An 18,714-nucleotide genomic window follows, 5' to 3' on the forward strand; every position below is an offset into this window, starting at 1 on the left:
GCGCGCCTAGGTTGACGTTGTCAACCTCTGATGGGAGTGGGTATGGACCGGGGAACAACGGCCGTCGTCACGGGCTCGACGAACGGCATCGGGGAAGCGATCGCACGACAGCTGGCCGCCGCCGGGGCGGAGGTGGTGCTGGTCGGACGGGACGAGGGGCGATTGGACGCGGCGCGGGAGCGGATTCGGGCCGCCGTTCCCGGGGCCGAGCTGCGGGGCGAACTGGCCGACCTGTCACTGCTCGAGGATGTCCGGCTGCTCGCGGATCGCCTGCGGGACACCCGGATCGACATCCTGATCAGCAATGCGGCCGTCGTCGCCGACATCGCCGACCACACCTCGGAGGGGCTGCAGCGCACACTGGCCATCAATCATCTTGCGCCGTACCTGCTTCTGCGCACCCTCGGTGAGAACCTCGCCGCCGCAGGGAAATCCGCGCGAGTGGTGGTGGTCGGCGCGTCACCGGCCGCCCTGCGCCGGGTCCCCGTCGATCTCGACGATCTGAGCTTCGAGAACGCGCGCGCCCTCGGATTCCCGCCCAGCTTCCGGCCTTTCGTCGCCTATGGGCGGACGAAGAACATGAACGCGATGTTCGTCTACAGCCTGGCCGAGTACCTCGCGGACACTGACGTGACCGTCACCGGCGCGCATCCGGGCATCATTCGGCACACCGGGCTCGGGCGGGACTCCGCGCGCGGCCTGCTGCGGGCTTTCGGCTGGTCACAGTGGGTCAACCCGCTGCTGCCCGGTCCGGACGCCGGTGCGGACACCCCGGTGTGGCTGGCCACCGCGCCGGAGCTGGAGGGGGTGACCGGTCGATTCTTCGTGCGCCGCAAGGACGTTCCGACCGCGCCACACACCACCGATCCGGACCGCCGGGCCCGGCTGTGGGAGGAGAGTGCGCGGCTCACCGGATTGCCCGTCCGGAGTTAGCTCCCTCGTCATCCGGGCATGGTCTCGGCCGGGATCCCTCAGGCACAGCGGATTCCGGCAGAAGCGCGCCGGAATGGACGGGGTGGGGTCCGCTAGAAGATGTCGAGCGCGGGCGGCTGGGGAGCGCCGAGCGCGGGCGGGTCGGCCGGGGGTTCGGGGGCCGGTTTGGTCGCCACTACCAGGGCGTCGATGGCGTCGCGGTCCTCGGTGGGGCGATGCACGCGGTCGGCGATGCGAACGCGGATGTCGGGTTCGGCGGGGGCGAGGTCGGCGAGGATGTCGGCCGGGGTGAAGGTCAGGGCCGGATCCTGTTCGCCGCCATAGCCTTCCGTCAGGTTGAGGGTGTCATTGCCGATCACCAGCAGCGTGCCCTCGGGGGAGAGCATCTCGACGGCGTGGATCAGCAGGGCGCGGCGCTCGTCGGCGGGCAGGTGCACGAAGGCGAGCAGGATCAGCTCGTACGGGCCGGTGATGTCGGCGGCGTCCAGCTCGGTGACGTTCGCGTGCACCCAGTGGATGCGCCCGCGCACCGAACGCGAGAGCCGCGACGCGACGGTGCGGCCCTTGTCGATGCCGGTCTGGGAGAAGTCGACGGCGTCCACCTGCCAGCCGTGCGTGGCCAGCCACAGCGCGTTCCGGCCCTCGCCGCAGCCCAGATCCAGCGCCCGCGGCAGCTCCGGCCGCGGCTCGCCGATCCCGAACCCGCCGACCGGAAGCCGCCGCTCCAGCCCGAACACCTGCTCGACCACCGTCTCGTTCGGCGGCGCGCCCCACACCAATTCGGTCCCGGCGTAGTGCTCGTCCCATTCGGCGGCATCCATGAGCACGAGTCTAGAAGTCGGCTCGGCAGCGTCTCGGGCCGCGCAGACGACTCGGCCGCGAACTCGAGGGGAGTTCGCGGCCGAGTCGAACCACGACATCGTGGGCGCAGCCCCCTGGATCGACTCGGGGTGCGGGGCGGAGCCCCCCGGGTCACAAGGGGTCTCAAGGGCTTGCCCTCGGGAGTCCTGAGGTTGGTGCGGGGCGGAGCCCGGGGTCGCAAGGGTTTCAGGGGCTTGCCCTCGGGAGTCCTGAGGTTGGTGCGGGGCGGAGCCCGGGGTCGCAAGGGTCTCAGGGGCTTGCCCTTGCGAGTCCCGAGGTTGGTGCGAGACGGGCCCGGGGGCGCAAGGAGTTTCAGGGGCTTGCCCCTGAGAGTCCCGAGAGTTGGTTACAGCGTCGTGTGCATGAGGATCACGTTGTACTGGCTGTGGACCGTGGTCAGGAAGTACAGGTCACGGCCGGTTTGGTACGGGAAGATGTAGGGCGCGTAGGCCGTCGGCAGTTCCCGGGTGTCGATCAGGACCGAGGGCGCGCTCCACGGACCCTCGGGGCTGGGCGAGGTGTACATGACCACCGAGTTCGAGGGATCAGTGGTGAGCGCGATGTACTGGCCCAGGTAGTCGTTCCACTGCACGGACAGTTCGGAGACGCCGCCGCCGATGACCGGCTGCGCCGCGTTCACGTCCTTCTGCCACTTGCCGCCGTCCCAGTATTCGTACGCGCCCAGGTCGGTGACGCCCGCCTCGGGCACGCGGGCCACGAAAGCCGGGTGGTTGCGGCCGGATTCGGTGCCGAACTCGTAGAGGAACCCGTCGCGTTTGACGAAGGCGTTCATCTGGAAGTTGGAGTTGCCGCCGTCGTCCGGGCGACGCGTGGCAGGCAGCTCCACCCAGTTCTCGCCGTTGTCGCCGGAGACCGCGAGGCTGGAGTAGTTGGTGGTCCACTGGCCCGGCTCGTCCCAGCTCTTGACCGACATGAGGCTCAGGAACTGGGTGCCGCCCACCGAGATGCCCGCGGTCGGGATGCGGCTGATCTCGATGAAGGGGATCTTCGGGCTGGGGATGAGATCGCGGGCCTGGCCGAAGATGTCGCGCACCTGCGAGTCGAAGAAGATGCCGTTGGACGGGTTCTGGGTGTGTGAGCGCAGCAGGATGTTCGAGCGCCACGCCCAGGTGCTGCCGACCAGCAGGTTGGGCAGGCCGAGCCCGGCGGTGTCACCGAAAGTGGTGAGCATTTCGCCGTTTCCGTTGTCCCACATGATGCCGAGGTCGGTGCCGAGCACGTTGTAGTTCTCGGTGTGGTTGGGGCTGGCCATGCCGGTGACCTGGAAGACCGCCTTGGTACGGCCGGGCAGCTGAGGTAGGCCATTGGTGCCGTTGAGCACCGGAATCGGGTTGATCGCGTTGGGGTTGGCTGCGGCCGGTGTTGTCACGGTAAGGAGCAAGGCCGTGGCGCCTGCGACAGTGGACAGCAGCAGGGGGGCGGCTTTTCTCAATGCGGTGCGTCCTCCGGGTCTCGCCGAATAATGCGCGGACCACACCGTATGTGACGGGCCGCACAATGCGTTCGACTCGTTGGCAAAGTGTGAAAATGCTAACAGCGATACCCTGAAACTGGGGCTTGCACGGCGGATTGTTTGCCGTGAATTGGCTTACATCTCTTTTTTGCCGCCGCTCAGCGCCTGCCGGATGATGAGCGGCAGCTGGGTCGCGCGCTCGACCGCCAGGGTCCGCCGGATCGAGGCGTGCCAGCTGCGGTCGAACAGCTTCTTGGCGCTCGCCACCGCGTGCGGGGAACGGGTCGCGATCCGGTCGGCCAGCTTCTCGGCGGCGGCCCGCGGGTCCGCGGTGACCTCGGTGACCAGGCCGATGCGTTCGGCGTAGTCGGCGTCGACCGGGTCGGCGGTCATGGTGAGCAGCAGCGCCTGGTCGATGCCGATGAGCCGGGACAGGGTGGCCGCGCCCGTCATGTCCGGGATCAGCCCGTGCTTGGCCTCCATCACCGAGAATTCGGAATCCGGTGTGACGAAACGGAAATCGGCGGCCAGCGCGATCTGCAGCCCGCCGCCGTAGCAGCGGCCGTGCACCACCGCGATCACCGGCTGCGGCAGTCGCCGCCACGCCCAGCACGCCTCCTGGAAGGTATTGGTGCCGCGCCACGGCAGCGGGATGAAGTTGCGCACCACGTCGAGCGGATTGCCCATGGCCTTGGCGACATCCAGGCCGGAGCTGAAGCTGGGGCCGTTGCCGGACAGGATGACCGCGCGGATGTCGGAGCGTTTCCCGATGATCCCGGCGACCCGCACCAGCTCGTTCAGCATCTCGATGGTCAGGCCGTTGTGCTTGTCGGGCCGGTCCAGGGCGACGTAGGCGCGGTTGCCGTCGAAGGTCAGGGAAACGTTGTGGCTCACGGTTCTTCCTTATCCGAGCTGGTCCAGGAGCAGACGCGCGCAGCCGGCCGGGTCGTCGTAGAAGGGCGTGTGGCCGCTGCCGTGCAGGGTGACGTGCCGTGCGCCGGGCAGTTCCGCGCGGGCGCGCCGGGACTGGGTGGCGTACGTGAGCAGAATGTCACGATTGCCCCAGGCGATGGTGATCGGGATGTCGCCGAAGGCGGTGCGGTCGGGGAGCCGGTAGCCGGTGAAGGAGGCCAGCGCGGCGTCGAAGCCGGTCGCGCCGAGCAGGCCCTCGACGGTGTCCACGGCCACCTGGGGCTCGACGGCCCACGGTTTGCCGAACACCAGCCCGAGGAAAGTGGAACGGCCGACGGTATTTCCGAGCAGGGTCCCGACGGCGGGGTGCAGCACCTTGGTGAGTTGTTTGGCGCGCCCGAGCGCCTGCTGGCACCAGACGCGGCCCGCGGTGTCCCAGAACCCGATGGGCGAGTAGGCGGTGGCCGAGCGGGCCAGCCCGCGCGCGGCCAGGTCCAGCACGATGCCGCCGCCCATGGAATTGCCTGCCAGATGCGGATTTTCGATGCCCTCCGCGGCGAGGAAGTCGACCAGCGCGTCGGCCAGGGTGGTGACGGTGGTGTTCGTCAGCGGTTCGCTGCCGCCGAAGCCGGGCAGGTCCACCGCGATCACGTCGAAGGATTCGGCCAGCGTGGGAATGATCGGCTCCCACACCTGCCAGCGACTGCCCACACCGTGGACCAGCACGAGCGGATCTCCGCTACCGGCGCGATGGTGATTCAACTTCGTCATTGCCGCTCCCCATGACTCGATCCCTGCGGGTCTCACCCTAATGTGCGCTGTCGGCGTAGCCGTCCTCAATCCTGCGCACGGCCGGAGCGAAGGCGGAGGTACGCCTACAGTCGTTGACGTGTCGCCAACAGGCGGGAAATGCTGGTCCCGGCGGTACGATAAAAGGTATGGCAACCCGGAAAGTGACGCTGTCGCTGGACGAGGCGGCCTGGTCCTATGCACAGGATGCCGCCGCCCGCGCGGGCATGTCGCCCTCGGCGTGGATCTCCCGCGCCGCGCGTCGCGAGGCCGTGCGGCTGGGTTTCGGCCCGGTGCAGGACCCGGTCGAACTCGCCGCGGCCGACGAGGCGGAAATACTGGCCGCCGAGAAGGAGCTGCGTGCGCAAGGGTGAACTCTGGGTCTATCACCCACACGGCACCACCCGCACCCGCACCATCATTCTCATCTCGAGCGACGGCATCAACGAATCGCCGCGACCCTGGCTGATCGCGGCCGAGGTCGAGGCCGAGGATCCGCGTGACATTCTCGCGGTCCCGATTCCCGGCCACGGCTGGGTGCACGCCGGCAATCTGGGCCGTATCTATCGCGGCTGGCTGGACGAGCGGATCGCCGTGGTCGACAGCGAGACCGCCGAGCGAATCGACACAGCGCTGCGCGCCGCCATGGATCTGTGAGATCGTGCCTGCGGCAGTTTTCGTCTAGTCATTGAGAGTCGAGGCACCAGTGCGCCTTTCCTTCGTCGCCGCTGCGCTCGTCGCGCTCCCCTTGCTGGCCGCGTGCGGTGGCGGTGGTGGCAGCGACAAGCCCGCGGAGATCACCCAGGCCGATGTGTCCAAATCGCTGCAGACCGGCGGTCTGGACGCCAAGACAGCCGACTGCTCCGCGAAAATCTTTGTGGAGCAGGGTATCTCACAGGACGGTTTGCGCCGCATGCTCAAGAGTGACACCAAGTCGGGTGTCGTCCCGGATGCGCAGTCGGCCGGGCTGAGCAAGGACGACACGGACAAGATGCAGGCCGCGGCCATGAAGATCATCAGCTCCTGCATGCAGGCCAATCACTAGTCCCTTGTTAACCCTCCGGTGCCGGTGTGCAATTTCTGAATCGACCGGGATCGTCCCGGCACTCGGGAGGGATCACAATGCGGAAGTCCGTTGTCGTGGTGGCGCTGTGCGCGCTGCCCCTTTTGTCCGCCTGCAGCAATAGTCAGCAGGCGGCCACGCCCACACCCACCGCGCCTACCTCGGCCGTCGTGGCCGCACCGAGCACGACCGTGTCCGGTATGCCCACCACGGCTCCGGGCGGCAGCGGCGCACCGGGCGGCAGCGCGAGCCCGGGTAACGGCCTGACGGCCGAGCAGATCTCGAAAGCCTTGCAGGACAAGGGCAAGCTCAGCCAGGCGACCGCGGACTGCGTCGCCGACATCTACATCCAAGAGGGCCTGTCCGACAGCGGTATTCAGAAGATCATCGACAGCGCCAACGGCACCAACCCGGCCAAGGTGAGCCTCGGCAGCGACGACCTCATCAAGGCGGGGAAGGCCACCAAGCGGATCGCGACCGAGTGCACGAAGTAGCGCCCTGACATGCGAAAAGCCCCCGCTCGCAGGAGTGGGGGCTTTTCGCTTTGAGCCGATGACGGGAATCGAACCCGCGCTACCTGCTTGGGAAGCAGGAGTTCTACCATTGAACTACATCGGCAGCGTCTTACTCGCGCTCGCGACTCTATCAGACCCGCTGTGACCCGATGCAACTCTTTACCGTTCCCCCTGGTCCGGCTCGGGTTTTCCGATCGTGGGGCGGCGCATCCGTGATCAGGTCCGCGCGTCGGGCGCGGCGCGCCGAAGATCGCGGGGTTCTTTCGCCGAAGCACCGAGTTTCGATTACGCGCGGTCGTAGACTGTGCTCCGGGTCGAAAACCCGTCCACCACAAGTAGTTTGGATGCGCTGAACGTTTGCTGGCGCGCGCTCAGTGCTTCCTGCTCGGCGGTCGAGGAGGACGTATGACCGCGGTGCCCGCTCGTGAATTGCCCGAGCTCGAACCCGTGCGGCCTTATCCGCGGCGAATGGGCCCCAAGGGGTCCTTCCTGTGGAAGGCGCTCACCACCACCGATCCCAAGGTGCTCGGGATCATGTACATGTTCACGGCCATCACGTTCTTCCTGGTCGGCGGCTTGATGGCGCTGCTGATGCGAGTGGAGCTGGCCCGCCCGGGCATGCAGTTCCTGTCACCCGAGCAGTTCAATCAGCTGTTCACCATGCACGGCACGATCATGTTGCTGTTCTATGCGACGCCGATCGTCTTCGGGTTTGCCAATGCGATACTGCCCCTGCAGATCGGCGCCCCGGACGTGGCGTTTCCGCGATTGAACGCGCTGAGCTACTGGATGTACCTGTTCGGCGCGACCATGGCCACCGCCGGATTCATCACCCCGGGCGGGGCCGCGGACTTCGGCTGGACCGCCTACATGCCGCTGGCCGAGCACGTCCCGGGCATCGGCGCGGACCTGTGGGTCATGGGTCTGGTGGTCTCCGGCGTGGGCACGATCCTCAGCGGGGTCAATTTCGTCACCACCGTGGCCTGTCTGCGTGCTCCCGGCATGACCATGTGGCGGATGCCCATCTTCACCTGGAACATCATGGTGACCAGTGTGCTTGTGCTGCTGGTGTTTCCGATTCTGGCCGCGGCGCTCATGGCGATCGAGTACGACCGGCACCTGGGCGGCCACATCTACGACGCCTCCAATGGCGGCGCGATTCTGTGGCAGCACCTGTTCTGGTATTTCGGCCATCCGGAGGTGTACATCATCGCGTTGCCGTTCTTCGGCATCGTGACCGAGATCTTCCCGGTGTTCAGTCGCAAGCCGCTGTTCGGTTACACGACCCTGGTCTATGCGACGCTGGCGATCGCCGGCCTGTCGGTCGCGGTGTGGGCGCACCACATGTATGCGACGGGTTCGGTTCTGCTGCCGTTCTTCTCGTTCATGACCTTCCTCATCGCGGTCCCGACCGGTGTGAAGTTCTTCAACTGGATCGGCACCATGTGGCGCGGTCAGCTCACCTTCGAGACGCCGATGCTGTGGGCGGTCGGCTTCCTGGTGACCTTCCTGTTCGGCGGTCTGTCCGGGGTCGTCCTGGCTTCCCCGCCGCTGGACTTCCATGTGTCGGACACGTATTTCGTTGTGGCGCACTTCCATTACGTGCTTTTCGGAACGATCGTGTTCGCCACCTTCGCGGGCGTCTATTTCTGGTTCCCGAAGATGACCGGTCGCCTGCTCGACGAACGGCTGGGCAAACTGCACTTCTGGACCACGTTCATCGGCTTCCACACCACGTTCCTGGTGCAGCACTGGCTGGGCAATATGGGTATGCCGCGTCGCTACGCGGACTATCTGCCCAGCGACGGATTCACCACGTTGAACACCATTTCCACGATCGGTTCGTTCATTCTCGGGTTCTCGATGATCACGTTCGTCTGGAATGTCTTCAAGAGCTACCGCTACGGCGAAATCGTGACCGTGGACGATCCGTGGGGCTACGGCAACTCCCTCGAATGGGCGACTTCCTGTCCGCCGCCCCGGCACAACTTCTACGAACTCCCGCGCATCCGCTCCGAGCGACCGGCCTTCGAACTGCACTATCCGCACATGGTCGAGCGCATGCGCGCCGAGGCGCACGCGACATGGGGTCTGCGCAAGCCGAAGCAGGTCACCGAGACCGGGCCAGTCGATTCGCCGACCGAACATTGACATACGCTCTAGCCCGTGCTGCTTAGTGATCGGGATATCCGCAAGGAAATCGCCAATGGGCGTCTCGGGCTCGAGCCGTTCGATGAAAAGCTGGTGCAGCCGTCGAGTATCGATGTGCGGCTGGACAGTCTGTTCCGGGTGTTCAACAACACCCGCTACACCCATATCGATCCGGCGCAGCGGCAGGACGAGCTGACCACGCTGGTCGAACCCGGCGCGGGTGAGCCGTTCGTGCTGCACCCCGGCGAATTCGTGCTCGGCTCCACGCTCGAGGTGTGCTCGCTGCCCGACGACCTGGCGGGACGGCTCGAGGGCAAGTCCAGCCTGGGCCGGCTGGGTCTGCTGACGCATTCCACCGCCGGGTTCATCGACCCCGGATTCAGCGGGCACATCACCCTGGAACTGTCGAATGTGGCGAATCTGCCGATCACGCTGTGGCCGGGGATGAAGATCGGCCAGCTGTGCCTTTTCCGGCTCACCAGTCCGGCCGAGCATCCGTACGGCAGTGCCGCGGTCGGATCGAAATATCAGGGTCAGCGCGGGCCGACGCCGTCGCGTGCGTACCTGAATTTTCCTGTGTCCAAGTGAGCGCCCTGCGGGGATCCGAATGATCTGCGCTCCGGGCTCGAGTGAGATGCGTTACGGGCCGGAAGTTCCTATCGGGCGATCGGCGTAAATCGGCCGCTGCCTGGACAGTTGACCGTCTGGAGTGGCGCGAATACGCCGACCGATGTGTGGGCTCACCGGGTGTACGGATGGCGCGGTACGTCGTAAGGTGACGGCGACAGGTGTGCGGAAACGAGATGGGCAGCGGATGAGTTCGGTTCTGGGAGTTTCGGTGGGGGCGGGCGCGGTTCGCGTCGCACGTCCGATCGCCGGGGATTCCGCCGAAACGCCTGCCTTCGACGTGCAGGCCGTGCCGGTCGGGGAGCGGCGGGTCGACGAACTGGCCGCCGACGTCATCGGCGCGATGCTCGCCGCGGATTCGCGGATCACCGCCACCGCCATCGCCTATCGCGACGAGAACCACGCGCGCGGCATCCGGGCCGAACTGGCGCGGCGGCAGTTCACCAATTACGAACTCGTGCCGGATGTGGTGGCGGCGCTGGAATTCCTCGAATACACCGGGGAGCTACAGGGTTTCGGCACGGTCGCGCTCTACGATCTCGGCGCGTCCGGTTTGTCCGTGACGGTGGTGGATACCGCCACCCGTCAGGTCTGCTTCAGCGAGCGCACCAGCGATATCAGCGGCGACTACCTGGATTCGCTGATCCGCGAGCAGCAGATCGCCTCCGGGCGCATCGCGCATCCGCCGGACCACACCGGACTGGCCGCCCTGGACGCGCTGTGCCGCCAGGCCAAGGAACAGCTCTCGGGCAGCAATGCGGTGGCGCTGCCCTCGACCGAGGGCCTGGTGCTGCTGTCCCAGGAGAACTTCGAGGCCCTCATCATGCTGGCCGTCGAGTCCTCCGCGCGCATGACCCGCGATGTGATCCTGCGCTCCGAACAGCCGGTGCAGGCCGTCGCCCTGCTCGGCGGCTGCGCCCAGATCCCGCTGGTGGCAAGGGTTCTGCGCCGCTGGCTGGGCGTCCCGGTCATCGTGCCCGCCGCGCCCGACACCGTGGTGACCCGCGGCGCGTCCATGCTGGCCCGCCCGGTCCGGCACCGCCCGGCGCCCGCGCCCTTCCCGGCCGCCCACGAGCACACCCCGCCGCCGCCCGCGGAGCCGTCGCAGCTCTGGTCGCCGGACTCGGAAACCTTGGACAAGCACGGCCGCCGCCGCGAGGTCAGCCTCGCGGGAGTGGCCGTCGGCGCGCTGGTCGTGGTGGCCGCCATCGGCGTCACCCTCGGCTGGGGACCTCGTGTCCTGGAACATGATTCGCAGAGCCAGGACGCCGTCACCAGCTCGGTGCCCAGCACCACCAGCCGCCCGGCCGAATCCGCGACCGTCGCGCCCACCACCACGGACGCCACCAACGAGTCCCTGGCCGCACCCCCACCGCGCGCCTACCCCACCACCACGGACGCCCCGACCACCGTCGCGGGCCCGAACACCATCACGATCATCCCCGGCCTGCCCCCGGTCATCGTGCCGACCATCCCCCCACTCTTCCCCCCGGCCCCGCCCGCGCAAGAGCACTGATACACAGGGCCTTTGAGGACCCAGGCCGTGCCCCCATGAATCTCAGGGGGTGGGGCGTGCCCCATGAATCTCAGGGGTGGGGCGTGCCCCCACGAATCTCAGGGGTGGGGCCGTGCCCTCATGAATCTCAGGGGTGGGGCTGTGCCCTCATGAAATCTCCGGGGTTCGGGGCGCAGCCCCAAGTCCGCTCCTGGGGGTTCGGGGGCGAAGCCCCTGAGAGTTTCGAGAGTTGAAATGCGCCGAGTCCGCCCCGTCGACTGCCAGAAGGGGGCGGACTCGGTGGGGCCGGCGCGTTCAGCGCCGGTGCGAGGACCGGCTGCGTTCAGCCCTCGCTTCCGGTTCCCACCGCCAGAGCTGTCGTGATGATTGCCGACAGGGGTGGGAGTTTCGCGTCGCGCGCGGGCGGCGTCACCCAGTGACACCCTTCCCGCGTCCAACGGCCCAGTCCGGTGGGCAGCATGACCGCGCTGCCGACCGCCGGGATGCCGATATCGAGGCGGTTCAATACCTCCAGGATCTGTTCGCCGGGCCGGGAATCCGGTTCGGCCAGGAAGCTCCAGCGAATCTGGCGGGCCAGCATGGGCCCGTCGCGGTGCTGCTGTTGCAGTGCGGCGCGGACCTTTTCGGCGCACGCGACCGGCAGATGCACGACCGCGACGTGCGCGGTGACGGGAAGCATGACGAATCCGCCGCGTTCGGTGACCGGCAGCCCGAACTCGTGCCGGTAGTAGGAAACCCAGTCGTCGACTGTTCGGAGCTTGTCCGCGTTCACTTCCCCGCCTCCTTCCCCTGACCACCAGGGTGGCGTGCGGCGGGCGCTGTGAAAACGCCCGCACACCCGCATTCCACTGCCTTTCCGCCGCCACTATTACCGATACGTATAAAGCCTGGTACCAGCTGGGTTTCGGAAGTGGTCGCGACCAGTTTCCGCTCGTACCCTGGACATCGGAGTTCGTTCGGAAGGGATGGCACCGTGGTCCGGCACTGGTCAGGCAAAGAGGCCCGGGCCCTCCGCGATGCCAAGCGCATGAGTATCCGGGAGTTCGCCGCCCACCTGGGCGTGCACGAACGACTGGTCTCGAAATGGGAGGCCGGGGGCGATCGGGTGCATCCCCGTCCCATCAATCAGGCCGCCCTCGATACTTCCCTTGCCAGGTCCGACGATGTTGTGCGGGCACGGTTCGCGGCCTTGATCGACCAGCCTTCGAGCGACCGCCCCGCCGTTCCCGGTTTCGATGTGCGCCACAACGGTTCTGAGGTTCGGGGTTCCGAACTGTGGAACGCGGTGCCGGCGCAAGCCAGTTATTCCAGCGACGCGGAACTGCTGGCACTCGTCGATACGGGTGCGATGAGGGGCGATGCGTTAGCGGCGATTTCGGAGAGGGATCTGATCATGGCGGCTGCCCACGAAGCAAGCGAGCACGCCGGTAGGGCCGAGAGCACCAATGTGGGTGCGACCATGTTGGAACAGCTCGATGCCGATGTGACACGCATTGCCAATGAATACGTCCATATGCCACCGGTGCCGATGATGGTGGAGATGCTGCGGGTGCGGCGGCGGGTGTACCGGTTGCTGGAAGGTCATCAACGGCCCGCCGATACGTCTCATCTGTACCTTTTGGCCGGTACCTTGTCCGGTCTGCTGGCGAATGCCAGTACGGATCTCGGCTATTTCGACGCCGCCGGTGAACAGGCCAGGGCCGCTTGGGCTTACGCCGAACTGTGCGAGCACAACCCGCTGCGGGCCTGGACCCGCGGCATGCAGGCGCTCATCGAATATCGTGCCGAGCGTCCCCGCCGGGCGGTCCTGCTGGCCCAGAGTGGGCATCGCTACGCCGAATCCGCGACCTCGCGGGTGCGGCTGCTCAATATCGAGGCCCGCATCTGGTCGCGGCTGGGCAGCACCCACGACACCGAACGCTGCATCCGCGCCGCCGACGACGCCCGCGACGGCGAGTCGAGCGACACCCTGCACGACGAGGTCGGCGGCGTGTTCGGGTTCAACCAGCCCAAAAGCCATTACTACGCGGGCGCGACCTATATCCACCTCGGTCAGGCCGAGCCCGCCCTGGAAGCCACCAGCCGCGCCATCGACCTGTACGTGAACGGGCCCACCGACAAGCGCTCCTACGGCGCGGAATCGCTGGCCCGCGTGGACAATGCGGCCGCGCACCTGATCAACGGCAGTCTCGACGGGGCCGCCGCCGCGCTCGAGCCGGTGCTGGAACTCGACGAGGACAAGCGGATCGCGCAGCTCGAGGAACGACTATCGGCCGTGCGCCAGCGCTTGGCGAGCCCGGAGTTCCGGGATGCGGGCGAAGCGCAGGAGCTGGACGAAAGGATCGAGGAGTTCTGCGGCTCCACCGCGGCCCGCAGCGTGCTGCCTCCCGATACCGCTCGGTAGCTTCTGTGCCGGACGCGAAAAAAGCTGGTTGCGAGCCAATGGCACCATTGAACGGGTGAGCCCTCAGAGTCACCTACCGTCGCATCGGTCCCCGCGCGTTTTGGAGCAGTCCACCAAACTCCAGAACGTTCTCTACGAGATCCGCGGGCCGGTACACGCACACGCGGCACGGCTGGAGGCCGAGGGACACCGGATTCTGAAGCTGAACATCGGCAATCCCGCGCCGTTCGGCTTCGACGCGCCTGACGTCATCATGCGCGACATCATCGCGGCGTTGCCGTACGCGCAGGGTTACAGCGAGTCGAAGGGCATCCTGCCGGCGCGCCGGGCCATCTTCACCCGCTACGAATTGGTGCCGGGCTTCCCGGAATTCGACGTGGACGACGTCTACCTGGGCAACGGCGTCTCCGAGCTGATCACCATCGTCATGCAGGCGCTGCTCGACAATGGCGACGAGGTGCTGATCCCCGCGCCGGACTATCCGCTGTGGACGGCCATGACCTCGCTCGCGGGCGGCACCCCGGTGCACTATCTGTGCGACGAGTCCAATGACTGGCAGCCGGACATCGCGGACATGGAAGCCAAGATCACCGACAAGACCAAGGCGATTGTCGTGATCAACCCGAACAACCCCACCGGCGCGGTGTACTCCGCCGAGGTGCTGCAGCAGGTGGTGGACCTGGCCCGCAAGCATCAACTGCTGCTGCTGGCCGACGAGATCTACGACAAGATCCTCTACGACGGCGCCAAGCACGTGTCGCTGGCCACGCTCGCGCCGGACCTGCTGTGCCTGACCTTCAACGGCCTGTCCAAGGCGTACCGGGTGGCGGGCTACCGCTCGGGCTGGCTGGTCATCACCGGCCCCAAGGATCACGCGGGCGGTTTCCTGGAGGGCATCGATCTGCTGGCCTCCACCCGGCTGTGCCCGAATGTGCCTGCGCAGCACGCCATTCAGGTCGCACTGGGCGGGCATCAGAGCATCGACGACCTGGTGCTGCCGGGCGGGCGGCTGCTGGAGCAGCGGGATGTGGCCTGGGAGAAGCTGAACACGATTCCGGGCGTCTCGTGCGTGAAGCCGCAGGGCGCGCTGTACGCGTTCCCGCGGCTGGATCCGGAAGTCCATGAGATCCACGACGATTCGAAACTGGTGCTGGATCTGCTGCTGCAGGAGAAGATCCTGATGGTGCAGGGCACCGGCTTCAACTGGCCGCACCACGACCATCTGCGCATCGTCACGCTGCCCTGGGCGCGTGATCTCTCGGTCGCCATCGAGCGATTCGGCAACTTCCTTGCGAGCTATCGGCAATAATTCCGGATAGAAGTTCCGGTACGCTGGGTGCGCGCCGAGTACGTGATAGTACTGCGCGCACCCTCTTTGACCTGCGAAAATGCGATTCTGTCCGTCACGCGACATCGCCTCTCGGGGGCCTGGCGCAGGTGAGACCCTGGCTAAAACAAACCGCTGGTACGAAAAAGCAGGGTTTTTAGAGACTTAGCTAGCGCAAAGAACCGTCTTTTGTGTACAGTGGTCCTCGGCACTCAGAGTGCCCCGGCCGGACCGCCTACCCCCCCTGGGCCGTCCGGCCCTGTTTCAGCCGGCCTACCCCCCCTGGGCCGCTGAGACCGGGCGGCGGAGACATCCCCCTGCTCTCCGCCGCCCCTCCCGCAAATTCTTGCGAACAACCTCTCAGCATGTCAGAAATCATTTTCGTTTAGGCTCGGCGCGTGAGCGATCACCATCACCACCATCACGACCATTCCGGACCTATCGAGATCGGGGCGAACGCCGCCCGCGTGGTTATCGGGCTACTCGCCGCAATCGGTGTGGTGGTGGTGGCCGGGTTGATCTGGTTGTGGCCCAGTGCTCAGCACGTCGACATTCCGCTGCCCATGCAGGGCGCGGGTGGCGGCGCGGTGGCGACCGAGGCCGGGACGGTGATCAAGCAGGATCTCGGGACGTGCGGGGACGCGCTGAACGGTCAGGTCCAGTCCAAGGAGCCCGATCTGCTGCCCGCCGCGCAGCAGCAGTGCACGCGCAGCGTCGTCGCCATCGGTTCCGGGACGGATCAGGGCAAATGGACGATCCTCGTGAACTCGCCGACGCCGGATCAGCCCAATCTGCGTGTGGGGGACAAGATTCGCATTGCGCCGCAATCGGTTCCGGATCCGAAGAATCCGAACGGCCCCAAGATCACCATCTACACGTTCGACGACTACTCGCGCGGGATGCCGCTGACGATCATCGTCATCGTCTTCGCGGTGGTGATCGTCGCGGTGGCGCGGTGGCGGGGTCTGCGGGCGCTGATCGGACTCGTCATCGCGTTCGGTGTGCTGGTCGTGTTCCTGCTGCCCGCACTGCTCGACGGGAAACCGGCCATACCGGTGGCCATGGTCGCGGGCGCGGTAATCCTCTACGCCGTGCTGTATCTGGCGCACGGGGTGAATCTGCGGACCAGTTCGGCGCTGCTGGGCACGCTGACCTCGATGGTGGTCGCGGCGGTGCTGTCCTGGGTGGCGCTGAAAATGACGCACCTGACCGGGTTGTCCGAGGAACAGAACACCAATGTCGCGGCCTATGTCCAGCATGTGAGCATCACCGGATTGCTGCTGGCCGGATTCATCATCGGTTCGCTGGGTGTGCTCAACGACGTCACCATCACCCAGGCCTCGGCGGCCTTCGAACTGGCGGCGCTGGACCCGAAGGCCAACCGCCGCGGCATCTTCGCCGCGGCGATGCGGGTCGGGCGTGACCACATCGCCAGTACCGTCTACACCCTGGTGCTCGCCTACGCCGGTGGGGCGCTGCCCCTGCTGCTGCTGTTCACGGTCGCCGGTCGGCCCATCAGCGATGTGCTGACCGGCGACGCGGTCGGCATCGAGATCGCGAGGTCCGCGGTCGGTGGCATCGCGCTGGCGCTGTCGGTGCCGCTGACCACCGCCATCGCGGTACTGCTGGCCCGCCCGCTCGGCGCGAAGCCCGCCGAGGCGCGCGCGGGTGCGGGGCGGTCGCGAAGCGCCGGGGCGCAACGGAATACGCCACGACGGGCCGCCGGAACACGGACGGGTGCGCAATCCGCGGCCACGCGGACCGGCTCCCAGCCCGCGACCCGGCGCACCGGAAATCCACGCACCGGTGAGCAATCGGCCGGGCCGAGCACCGGGTCGCAACCGGTCGCGCGCCGGGGCGACGACCAGGGCGGGCCGTACTCCGGGGAGCAGGCGGTGGCTTCACGCCGTGAGACCCTCGAGTCGCCGACCGTGCCGAGAACCAGTGTGGTGCAACCGAATCAGCCGGAGCAGCAGCACACTACCTCTTCCTGGTTCAATCGGAACGAGCCGTGGTCGGAGCCGGAACCGCGGGCGCAGACCTGGTCGCCGCAACCGCAGGACCAGGGGTGGCCGTCCGACGAGGGAGATCAGGGCTGGCCGCCGGAGCCGCCCCGCGGTGGGCGGCATTCCCGGCCGAACTAGCGAAATTCGTTGCGAGGGGCGTGTTCCGGAGGGAACACGCCCCTCTCCGTCGGGAGCGGGTGGTCGCTGAGCGGCGGGCCCGATTCGGCGGTTTCGAGCCCGCTACCCGCCCCGGCGGGGCCTTCGGATCAGTCGATCATCTGCCACAGCGCGGGGGCGGCCCCGGGATTCCAGCCCGGGTCGTAGACCGTGTGCGCCTGCAGGCAGCGGTAGCGCATGCCGTCGTAGGTGACTATGTCGCCGACGCTGTATTTCGCGCCCACCTTCCACGCACTCGCGGTCGCCTGGCCGGTGGTGGTGGGAGGCGTGGTCGTACCGCGAGGGGTGGTCGTCGGGGGAGCGGTGGTCGTGGTCGGCACGACGGTGGTCGTCGTCGCGGGCGGAGTCGTCGTGGTGGTGGGAGGCGTTGTGGTGGTGGGAGGCGTTGTGGTGGTGGATGTTCCGCCGCTACCGCTACCGCTGCCGATCTGCAGGTCGACGCAGGAGTAGAAGGCGTTGACGGTGTCGCCGATGTTCCAGACGGCCAGCAGCTTCTGGCGGCCGCTGAAGGCGCTGAGATCCACCGTGTGGCTGACACCGGAGGCCGGCGGGGGATTGTCGCCGCCGTCGAAGGTGGCGACCTTGGTGCCGCCGATGTAGTACTCCCAGTTCAGCGTGCGGTGCAGCGCGGTGAAGGTCCAGGTGAAAGTGACTGTGCTGCCGACGGATTGGACCTGCCACGGCTTGCTGTCGTCGTCGAGCTCGGGGAAGCGGCTGTTGCCGCCGCTGCATTTGTTCGAGCCCTTGGGCGCTTCCACGCTCTGTGGCTCGTATTTGATGTCGCCGCAGGATAGGAGGCCCTTGGCGCATTGCGCCTGCCTGCTCAACGGCGAGGAGATGTAACCGTGGGCGTGTGCCGCGGCGGCGGGCAGGATGGCGACGATCACCGGTGCGATGCCGACGGCCCCGAGCATGGACAGACTTCTTCTACCGAACACGTGAAACCCCTTGTGAGAGTGGGGCAGCGGGGGCCGGCATGCTGTCCCGTGACGGATCTGTGATGTGATCCAGACCACTTTGTAGCAAAAGCGTGCTCTAAAAGATATGACTCAGCAACGCTTTGGTCAAGCGTCCTATCACGGGTGACCGAATTATCCTGTTGCGCAGCAAACATCGCAGGTCGTCCAGCAAACTTCACTCGGGAGTAGCGGGAAAACCCAAGGGCTGGAACCGCATTTGCGGAAATGCTCAGAGAGCGGTGCGCGCCGCCTCGCACAGTGCCGCCACGCCATCGGCGTCGGTCGCGAAATGGTCGAAGCCGCTGGGCACTCCGAATTCGGCGAAGGTCACCTCGGTGTCGGGCTGCGGGCGGCCCGGCACCGGAATGCGCACGGCCGCATGCAGATCCCGGGTCCCGGTCAGTTCGATCACCCGGCGGGCATTGTCGGCGCGCAGGCCGCCGCAGGCCATCACGTCGATGCGGCCGTCGGCCAGGGTCACCAGCCGGGAGATCAGGGACGCGCCGTCCAGTACCGAGTTCTGGCGGCCGGAGGTGAGCAGCCGGGTGAAACCCAGTTCCAGCAATTGATCGAAGCCCTCGGCGGGATCGGCGCACACGTCGAACGCGCGATGGAAGGTGACCTCCAGGTCGTCCGCCGCAGCGAGCAGCTCGGTATTCGCGGCGGGGTCGATGTGCCCGTCCTCGTCGAGGACGCCGATCACCACCCCGTGCGCGCCGGCCGCGCGCGCCCGCTCGATATCGGTGCGCATGAGCGCCACCTCGTCGGCCGAATAGCGGAAGTCACCGGGGCGCGGGCGAATCAGCACATGGATCTGCGTGTGCCCCGCGGCGGCCACGGCCCCCTCGATGAGGGCGATACCGGGCGTCAGACCGCCGACCGTCAGACCCGAACACAATTCCACCCGTGTGGCCCCCGCCTGTTCGGCTATGCGGACCCCCTCCAGAGACTCCACCCCGATCTCCACCCGCACCCGCGCATCCGTCATACCTTGCAGTAT

At 67.0% G+C, this 18,714-nt stretch carries 17 protein-coding genes, 1 tRNA gene and 1 pseudogene; 11 read left to right on the plus strand and 8 right to left on the minus strand.

Annotation, left to right across the window (positions count from 1 at the left end; translation table 11 throughout):
• Positions 1-42 precede the first annotated feature (42 nt).
• Complete coding sequence (locus tag GPX89_RS23090; RefSeq protein WP_157389645.1) at positions 43-933, plus strand: SDR family NAD(P)-dependent oxidoreductase; 891 nt, start codon at positions 43-45, stop codon at positions 931-933.
• Positions 934-1,025: 92 nt separating this feature from the next.
• Here the strand turns inward: GPX89_RS23090 and GPX89_RS23095 are convergent, their stop codons facing one another.
• The 4 genes from GPX89_RS23095 to GPX89_RS23110 form a co-directional block, all read right to left on the minus strand.
• Positions 1,026-1,754, minus strand: coding sequence for a class I SAM-dependent methyltransferase (locus tag GPX89_RS23095; RefSeq protein WP_157389646.1), 729 nt, complete (start codon positions 1,752-1,754; stop codon positions 1,026-1,028).
• A gap of 386 nt (positions 1,755-2,140) precedes the next feature.
• Complete coding sequence (locus GPX89_RS23100; RefSeq protein ID WP_235947920.1) at positions 2,141-3,229, minus strand: DUF4185 domain-containing protein; 1,089 nt, start codon at positions 3,227-3,229, stop codon at positions 2,141-2,143.
• A 174-nt stretch (positions 3,230-3,403) separates the two neighbouring features.
• The gene (locus tag GPX89_RS23105; protein ID WP_328602202.1) at positions 3,404-4,162 is read right to left on the minus strand and encodes a crotonase/enoyl-CoA hydratase family protein; all 759 of its coding nucleotides are present in this window, start codon (positions 4,160-4,162) and stop codon (positions 3,404-3,406) included.
• 9 nt (positions 4,163-4,171) lie between these two features.
• Complete coding sequence (locus tag GPX89_RS23110) at positions 4,172-4,951, minus strand: alpha/beta fold hydrolase (RefSeq protein WP_157389648.1); 780 nt, start codon at positions 4,949-4,951, stop codon at positions 4,172-4,174.
• Between the two features lie 167 nt (positions 4,952-5,118).
• On the opposite strand from GPX89_RS23110, the gene GPX89_RS23115 reads away from it, so the two are divergent.
• The 4 genes from GPX89_RS23115 (at position 5,119) to GPX89_RS23130 (ending at position 6,526) form a co-directional block, all read left to right on the plus strand.
• On the plus strand, positions 5,119-5,343 hold the full coding sequence (locus tag GPX89_RS23115; protein WP_157389649.1) for a hypothetical protein: 225 nt from the start codon (positions 5,119-5,121) through the stop codon (positions 5,341-5,343).
• Positions 5,330-5,626 (plus strand): hypothetical protein, encoded by a 297-nt coding sequence (locus tag GPX89_RS44755; RefSeq protein WP_235947768.1) that lies wholly within the window; start codon positions 5,330-5,332, stop codon positions 5,624-5,626. The genes GPX89_RS23115 and GPX89_RS44755 overlap by 14 nt, the downstream gene beginning before the upstream one ends.
• Positions 5,627-5,675: 49 nt before the next feature.
• A complete protein-coding gene (locus GPX89_RS23125) occupies positions 5,676-6,014 on the plus strand; it encodes a hypothetical protein (protein ID WP_328602203.1) in 339 nt (112 codons plus the stop codon).
• 77 nt (positions 6,015-6,091) lie between these two features.
• On the plus strand, positions 6,092-6,526 hold the full coding sequence (locus GPX89_RS23130) for a hypothetical protein (RefSeq protein WP_157389651.1): 435 nt from the start codon (positions 6,092-6,094) through the stop codon (positions 6,524-6,526).
• A gap of 53 nt (positions 6,527-6,579) precedes the next feature.
• Here GPX89_RS23130 and GPX89_RS23135 read toward each other — a convergent pair.
• Positions 6,580-6,650 (minus strand) — tRNA-Gly (locus tag GPX89_RS23135).
• A 302-nt stretch (positions 6,651-6,952) separates the two neighbouring features.
• Between GPX89_RS23135 and ctaD the strand changes: the two genes are divergently transcribed.
• The 3 genes from ctaD to GPX89_RS23150 all read left to right on the plus strand — a co-directional run bounded on the left by ctaD (position 6,953) and on the right by GPX89_RS23150 (position 10,841).
• Entirely contained in the window at positions 6,953-8,698 is a 1,746-nt protein-coding gene (gene ctaD, locus GPX89_RS23140) for an aa3-type cytochrome oxidase subunit I (RefSeq protein ID WP_157389652.1), read from the plus strand.
• A 15-nt stretch (positions 8,699-8,713) separates the two neighbouring features.
• A complete protein-coding gene (gene dcd / locus GPX89_RS23145) occupies positions 8,714-9,286 on the plus strand; it encodes a dCTP deaminase (RefSeq protein WP_328602204.1) in 573 nt (190 codons plus the stop codon).
• 226 nt (positions 9,287-9,512) lie between these two features.
• Positions 9,513-10,841 carry an Hsp70 family protein gene (locus GPX89_RS23150; protein WP_157389653.1) on the plus strand — a complete coding sequence of 443 codons (1,329 nt, stop codon included), beginning with the start codon at positions 9,513-9,515 and terminating at the stop codon, positions 10,839-10,841.
• A gap of 322 nt (positions 10,842-11,163) precedes the next feature.
• Here GPX89_RS23150 and GPX89_RS23155 read toward each other — a convergent pair whose 3' ends face one another.
• Entirely contained in the window at positions 11,164-11,613 is a 450-nt protein-coding gene (locus GPX89_RS23155) for a hypothetical protein (protein WP_235947770.1), read from the minus strand.
• 255 nt (positions 11,614-11,868) lie between these two features.
• Here GPX89_RS23155 and GPX89_RS23160 point away from each other — a divergent pair, with 255 nt between their 5' ends.
• From GPX89_RS23160 to GPX89_RS23170, 3 genes and pseudogenes are all read left to right on the plus strand, one after another.
• Positions 11,869-13,245, plus strand: a complete 1,377-nt coding sequence (locus tag GPX89_RS23160) for an ABC transporter C-terminal domain-containing protein (RefSeq protein WP_157389654.1) — start codon at positions 11,869-11,871, stop codon at positions 13,243-13,245.
• Positions 13,246-13,291: 46 nt separating this feature from the next.
• Entirely contained in the window at positions 13,292-14,554 is a 1,263-nt protein-coding gene (locus tag GPX89_RS23165; protein WP_328602246.1) for a pyridoxal phosphate-dependent aminotransferase, read from the plus strand.
• Positions 14,555-14,970: 416 nt separating this feature from the next.
• Positions 14,971-16,254 (plus strand): annotated as a pseudogene (locus GPX89_RS23170) (YibE/F family protein); the annotation flags it as partial.
• Positions 16,255-16,844: 590 nt separating this feature from the next.
• Here the strand turns inward: GPX89_RS23170 and GPX89_RS23175 are convergent.
• On the minus strand, positions 16,845-17,693 hold the full coding sequence (locus GPX89_RS23175; RefSeq protein ID WP_328602205.1) for a lytic polysaccharide monooxygenase: 849 nt from the start codon (positions 17,691-17,693) through the stop codon (positions 16,845-16,847).
• A 250-nt stretch (positions 17,694-17,943) separates the two neighbouring features.
• Positions 17,944-18,702, minus strand: a complete 759-nt coding sequence (locus tag GPX89_RS23180) for a copper homeostasis protein CutC (protein WP_157389655.1) — start codon at positions 18,700-18,702, stop codon at positions 17,944-17,946.
• Positions 18,703-18,714: the final 12 nt, after the last annotated feature.

Origin of the sequence: Nocardia terrae, from assembly GCF_009760405.1 — a bacterium.
Taxonomy (GTDB): domain Bacteria; phylum Actinomycetota; class Actinomycetes; order Mycobacteriales; family Mycobacteriaceae; genus Nocardia; species Nocardia terrae.

What these genes read in the sequence shown, in the direction of transcription:
- GPX89_RS23115 (WP_157389649.1), top strand. Translation starts at nt 5,119, where the DNA reads ATGGCAACCCGGAAAGTGACGCTGTCGCTGGACGAGGCGGCCTGGTCC.
- ctaD (WP_157389652.1), top strand. Translation starts at nt 6,953, where the DNA reads ATGACCGCGGTGCCCGCTCGTGAATTGCCCGAGCTCGAACCCGTGCGG.
- GPX89_RS23095 (WP_157389646.1), bottom strand. Translation starts at nt 1,754, where the DNA reads ATGGATGCCGCCGAATGGGACGAGCACTACGCCGGGACCGAATTGGTG.
- GPX89_RS23160 (WP_157389654.1), top strand. Translation starts at nt 11,869, where the DNA reads ATGAGTATCCGGGAGTTCGCCGCCCACCTGGGCGTGCACGAACGACTG.
- GPX89_RS23180 (WP_157389655.1), bottom strand. Translation starts at nt 18,702, where the DNA reads ATGACGGATGCGCGGGTGCGGGTGGAGATCGGGGTGGAGTCTCTGGAG.
- GPX89_RS23110 (WP_157389648.1), bottom strand. Translation starts at nt 4,951, where the DNA reads ATGACGAAGTTGAATCACCATCGCGCCGGTAGCGGAGATCCGCTCGTG.
- GPX89_RS23150 (WP_157389653.1), top strand. Translation starts at nt 9,513, where the DNA reads ATGAGTTCGGTTCTGGGAGTTTCGGTGGGGGCGGGCGCGGTTCGCGTC.
- GPX89_RS23090 (WP_157389645.1), top strand. Translation starts at nt 43, where the DNA reads ATGGACCGGGGAACAACGGCCGTCGTCACGGGCTCGACGAACGGCATC.
- GPX89_RS23130 (WP_157389651.1), top strand. Translation starts at nt 6,092, where the DNA reads ATGCGGAAGTCCGTTGTCGTGGTGGCGCTGTGCGCGCTGCCCCTTTTG.